The sequence below is a fragment of the Cupriavidus basilensis OR16 genome, from assembly GCF_000243095.1.
Classification (GTDB): Bacteria; Pseudomonadota; Gammaproteobacteria; order Burkholderiales; family Burkholderiaceae; genus Cupriavidus; species Cupriavidus basilensis_D.
Genome location: NZ_AHJE01000214.1, coordinates 1 through 5,409, shown reverse-complemented (window position 1 = coordinate 5,409; position 5,409 = coordinate 1). Strand labels below are relative to the sequence as shown.

The 5,409-nt window shown below is 65.9% G+C and carries 5 protein-coding genes and 1 pseudogene; 5 read left to right on the top strand and 1 reads right to left on the bottom strand.

Translation table 11 applies throughout. From position 1 onward, the window contains the following. The 3 genes from OR16_RS38060 to OR16_RS38050 all read left to right on the top strand — a co-directional run. Positions 1–448, top strand: a 448-nt coding sequence (locus OR16_RS38060; protein WP_006164653.1) for an MFS transporter, incomplete at its 5' end; no start/stop codon positions are given. Between the two features lie 13 nt (positions 449–461). Further along, positions 462–1,175 carry an aspartate/glutamate racemase family protein gene (locus OR16_RS38055; protein ID WP_006164652.1) on the top strand — a complete coding sequence of 238 codons (714 nt, stop codon included), beginning with the start codon at positions 462–464 and terminating at the stop codon, positions 1,173–1,175. Next, positions 1,172–1,936 (top strand): fumarylacetoacetate hydrolase family protein, encoded by a 765-nt coding sequence (locus tag OR16_RS38050; protein WP_006164651.1) that lies wholly within the window; start codon positions 1,172–1,174, stop codon positions 1,934–1,936. Before OR16_RS38055 ends, OR16_RS38050 begins: the two co-directional genes overlap by 4 nt. Positions 1,937–2,084: 148 nt before the next feature. Here OR16_RS38050 and OR16_RS38045 read toward each other — a convergent pair whose 3' ends face one another. Beyond that, a complete protein-coding gene (locus tag OR16_RS38045) occupies positions 2,085–3,077 on the bottom strand; it encodes a LysR family transcriptional regulator (protein ID WP_006164650.1) in 993 nt (330 codons plus the stop codon). Positions 3,078–3,179: 102 nt separating this feature from the next. On the opposite strand from OR16_RS38045, the gene OR16_RS38040 reads away from it, so the two are divergent. Together OR16_RS38040 and OR16_RS38035 are read left to right on the top strand one after the other, a co-directional pair. Beyond that, positions 3,180–4,181: a Bug family tripartite tricarboxylate transporter substrate binding protein gene (locus OR16_RS38040; RefSeq protein WP_006164649.1), complete on the top strand. Its 1,002-nt coding sequence runs from the start codon at positions 3,180–3,182 to the stop codon at positions 4,179–4,181. A 7-nt stretch (positions 4,182–4,188) separates the two neighbouring features. After that, a pseudogene (locus OR16_RS38035) lies at positions 4,189–5,315 on the top strand (CaiB/BaiF CoA transferase family protein). The last annotated feature ends 94 nt before the right edge of the window (positions 5,316–5,409 follow it).

Below are 5,409 nucleotides of genomic sequence, written 5' to 3'. Positions count from 1 at the left end.
CGGCTATCACATCCCGCGCAAGCGCGTGCTGACGGTAGGCGCCGGGATGGCTTGCGCGGCCGGACTATGCTTCGGCTTCCTGACGTATAACGTCGCCCTGGTGCTGCTGTTCGGCGCGGCCTTCACGTTCTGTGTCGTATTGCTCAACACCTCGATCTGGATCTTCGCGCCGGAGCAATATCCCACCCACGTTCGAGCGTTCGGCACTTCCCTGATCCTGGCGCTCGGCACGCTGGCCGGGGCACTGACACCGCTGATCAGCGGCCGCGTGTTCGAAACCTACGGCGTCGGCGGCATGTTCAGCATGCTGGCCGCGATGTACGCTGTTTTCGCGCTGAGTGTCCAGTTCGCGCCGGAAACCTTCGGCCGCGCCATGGGCGAGACAGCGGCCGACGACGAAGCCGATCTCGCTGTCGGTGGTAGTGCGGCCAGCGCAAGCGGCTCCTGATAGGCGCATCGCGATGAACCACATCCTGCTGATCAATCCGAATACGTCGCAGTCGACCACGCAGATGATGGTTGACATCGCGCGTGCCACTCTTGGCGGCGACCTGGAGATCCGCGGCATGACGATGGCACGTGGTGTGCCGATGATCGTCGACGAGGCAGATCTGCGTGCGGCCGCGGACGCGGTGGGCGCCATGGATCTGCCCGGCGCCGGTCCGCAGCGCGCAGGCTTTCGCGCTGTCATCGTCGCTGCTTTCGGCGATCCCGGCGCGCACGCGCTTCGGCGCAGGCTAGCCGTGCCGGTGGTGGGTATCGGCGAAGCCGCCATGCGAGAAGCGGCGCAGCATGGGCGTCGATTCGGTATCGCCACGACGACGCCATTCCTGGCGTCCTCGATTGAAGCCAATGTGCGGCGCTACGGACTCGATGCCAGCTACACCGGTGTGCGTTTCACCCGCGGCGACCCTCGCATGCTTGGTCTTGATCCGGCGGCGCTGGAAGCCGCGCTGGCAGAAACGGTCCAGGCCTGCGTGGAAGCTGACGGAGCACAGGCGGTGGTGATAGGCGGTGGCCCGCTGGGCCAGGCGGCCCAGGCCTTGAGCATGCGTTTTGCCATTCCCGTGATCGGTCCGATACCGGCGGCGTGCCGCAGCCTGCTGCGTGCGCTTGCCGCGAGCGAGTCGCGGAGTCATTTAAATCCTTCATTCAAGGAATTGCCCGAAACATGACATCAACCAACATCGATACGGTCGCGCAGGCCCTGCTTTGCGCCCGGCGCGAGCACCGTTGTGCCGACGCGGAGCGCTTCGCCACGGCGCTTGACAATCCGGAGCAGGCTTACGCCGTGCAGTCGGTCGTGGCTCGCTCGCTTGGCTGGCAAAAGGCAGGCGCCGGGTACTGGAAATCCGGAGGGCCTTCACGCGAGGCGCAACTGACACACGCTGAACTCCCTTGCGCCGGGGTGTGGGCCAGCCCCGCGCATGCCGGTGACTGGCCGTTCACGTGGCGCGGCATTGAGGCCGAGATCGCGCTGCGGCTCGGGCGCGGGGTGGACGCCGCGCAGGCGGCTGCCCTCGATGGTCCGGGCGCGGCTGCGCTGATCGACGCGATGGCGGTCTCCATTGAGGTCGTCGACTCGCGCTGGCAGCAGTACGTCGCCGCACCTGCGCTACTGAAGCTGGCTGACCTGCAGGCCCACGGGGCGCTTGTGCTTGGCGAGTGGCGTGACTACGAAGCGCGAGACTGGGCGGCACAGCGTTGCCGGGTGCAGATTGGCATGGAATCGGTCGAGCGCCGTGGCACCCATGCCCTGGGCGATCCAGCCTATGGACTGGTGGCCTGGCTGCGCCACGCCACGCGCGCGGGCCGAAGCGTTGAAGCCGGCACCGTCGTCACCACGGGCACCTGGGTCGGAATTCTGGCCGCGTCGGCCGGCGACCTTGTGACAGCGGAATTCGAAGGCATTGGCCGAGCCTCGATCCAGTTCTGAGGATGGCGCTGATCGCCCGCGATCTTCCTCTTTGGCAGCGTAGTGACCGAGGGCTATGGTCATTCCGGACGAAAGCAGCGCTGTACCGTCATGCGGACGTGTGCTTGCGGCCCGCAGGCGATGAAACGTGGGTACTACTGTAGCTGGCTTAAGCTAGCCCTCCCGCTGCTGCCTCTGCCATCAGGTTGACCAGACCCTCCCGGATCAAGATCACGCTGGGCAAATCCGCCATATCCGCTCGCGTGATAAACACAGTGCGGCCCGCCGGGAACGAGATAGCGTGGCGTACCGGACGCACCATGCCCAGCTGCGCGTAGTGCCGTACCGCGCTTTCCGGGGCCACGGTAAGCAGCCTGCTTTTCGCCACCAGGCACAGATTGGTGTGAAAGGAGAACGATTCGACCTTGGGACGTGGCGGCACGATGCCGATTGACAGGAAAGGCTCCTCAAACACCTGGCGCGTGTGCGCGCCGCGTGGCGCCACTACCCAGTCCAGCTCGCGTAGTTCAGCCAACCCGACCATACGCTTGCGACCCACCGGGTGGTCCAGTGCGCAGGCTATGGCAAGACGCTCTTCCCATAGCGGCGTCACCAACAACTCGCTCGCCACAGGCGCTTCCAGATTGGACCCTATGCGGCCGACCACGCAGTCGAGGTCACCGCTGCCGAGCATCCCGAGCAGCCCGGCCACGGTGGACTCGTGCACGACAAGCCTTGGGCAGTTGGGCCGCGCGGCAATAGCCGCCAGCAGCCTCGGCAAGGCAGCCACGCCGACGAGCGGCAGCACGCCCAGCCGTACCACCGGTATCGGCGGCGCTTCTTCCATCGATTGTGCCGCTGCCGCAAGCGCACTGAGTGCGATGCGCAGGCGGTCCAGCGCCACCAGGCCTGCGGGGGCCAGCGCCGCGCCGCGCGTGGTGCGTGCTACCAGTTCCACACCGAAGGCGGCCTCCAGTTCATGCAGCATCTTGGTGGCTGCCGGCTGGCTGAGTGCCAGTCGTTCTGCCGCCGCCGACAGCGACCCGTGCTCCGCCACCAGTTCGAAGAAGCGCAAATGCCGGATGCGCAGGCGATCCAGTCGGGGCGCGCGCGCAGCATTGCGCGGGGCCAGGTTGCTGGCGTGAGGCGATATCTTGCTCATAACTAAACGTGATGACTGGATCATGAACTAATAATTTACAGGAAATTATTGAGCTCCGACAATGCTGGCACAAGAATCCATTCCGGATTGAGGAGACAAGCAATGCGCCTGATAGGCAAACTTCTGGCATGCCTGCCCGGCTTGGGCATGGCGATCGCCGCAGCAGCTACCGTGAGTCCTGCAGCAGCCGCCGCTGAAGCCAGTTTTCCCAACCGGCCGCTACGTCTGATCGTGCCGTACGCTGCTGGCGGCGGGCCTGATATCCAGGCCCGCAAGCTGGCCGAAGCCGCCTCGCGCGAACTGGGGCAGCCGGTGGTCGTGGAGAACAAGGTCGGCGCTGGCGGCATCCTCGCCGCCGAACTTGTGGCCCAGCAACCGGCTGACGGCTATACCCTGATGCTGGGCGCCTCCACGCATGTGACGCAGAAGCTGCTGCAGCCCTCGGTCAGATTCGACCCCGTCGCTGGCTTCACCCACATCATCCGTTCCGGCTTCAGTCCCCAGGTGATGCTGGTGAAGACCACCTCGCCTTACCGCACGGTGGCGGACCTGGTGGCGGCGGCGCGCAAGGCACCGGGCACGCTCAACTATGCATCCGGCGGCATTGGCAGTGCCGCCCATTTATCGGGCGCCGCCCTCGCCAACGCCGCCGCCATTGACTTGGTCCATGTGCCCTACAAGGGTTCGATCGAGATCGTGCCTGCTCTGATCAGAGGCGATGCGGCACTCGGCTTCCCGGTAGCCTCGACCGCCGTGCCGCAGATCGAGAACGGCAAGGTACGCGCACTGGCGGTCACCTCCGCGCACCGCTTGCCCGGCCTGCCGCAAGTGCCAACCCTGAACGAGGCGTTGGGCCGAACCGATCTCGCACTCGATTCGTGGAGCGGAATCTGGGCGCCCGCCGGGCTCCCAAAGCCGGTGGTCGCACGCCTGCATGCTGCCTTTCTCAAGGCGCTGAATGACCCGGCCACGCGTGACTTCTACCAGAAAGCGGGTTCGGTGATCGACCCCACGCCGAGCCCGGAAGCCTTTGATCGCTTCGTCGCCGATGAGATGACCAAGTATCGTCAGATCGTCGAGCGTAACCACATTTCGCTTCAGTGAGCTACCCATGACCGCCACAGATCTCTCGTTCTCTCCCCTCGCCGGCGTGCGCGTGCTGGATTTTTCGCATGTCATTGCAGGCCCCCTGGCAACGTTCTATCTGTCGCAGCTCGGCGCCGAGGTGCTGAAGATGGAAAACGCCAATGGCGGCGATGTGATGCGCCGGACTGAGAAAGGCCGGCAGGGCTTTCTCGCCCTCAACGCCGGCAAGGACTGCCGTGACATCGACCTGGGCAGTGCATCGGGCCGGGCGACGCACTGGCTCTCGCCGCCACCTGCGACGTGGTCGTCGACAACCTCCGCCCCGGCGTGCTCGAGCGCTTTGGCCTTGGCGTCGAGGCGGTCCGCGCGGTGAATCCGCGCGTGGTGTATTGCTCCATCTCGGGCTAGGGCTACGGCCGCGCAGGCGCCGACTGGTCCGGCCGGCCGGCTTACGACCACGTGATCCAGGCAGCCACGGGCATGGCCTTCTTGGCGGGCAATGAAAACGATCCGCCGATCAAGACCGGTTTCCCGGTAGTCGACGCAGCCACTGGCATGCAGGCCGCGCTGGCGATCCTGGCCGGTCTGCGCGAACGCGATCGCAGCGGCTGCGCCATCCAGCTCGATGTCTCCATGACCGGCGCGGCCATGCAGTTGATGTACTCCTTTGCCTGCGAAGCGCTGACCAATGGCACCTCGCCCGCGCGGGTAGGCAACCAGGGCTATTCGGGCAGCCCGACAGCAGACTTCTTTGCTACCAGCGACGGCTGGATCTCGCTCGGTGCCAATACGCCGCGCCAGTTGCTGCGGCTTCTCGACGTACTCGAACTATCCCACCTGGCCACCGACCCGGCCTATTTCGCCGAGCCGCTAAATGCGGAATCGCCTGTCGCCTTCGTGCGCTCCCGCGATCCGGCTGCGCTCAAGACGGCCCTCGCGCAGCGCTTGCGGACGCTTCGCGCCGATGAGCTTGAGGAGCGCCTGGCTACATGCGGGGTGCCTGCGGCGAAGGTGCGCAAGCTGGGCGAGTTCGCGGAGCAGGCGCTCCGCCATGGCCGCTTGTCCACCGTGGCGCTGCAAGGTGGCGATGCCGAGGTGGTTTCGCCTGGCCTGGGCTTCGGCGCTCGGCGGCATCCGGGACAGTCTGGCTGATCGGAGAGCCGCCTATCACCACGCCTTACGCGCTGCATCACGCCAAATGGCGAGCCTCGATGCGCGGGTACGCCGCGCGAGTGTGACGCCGCGT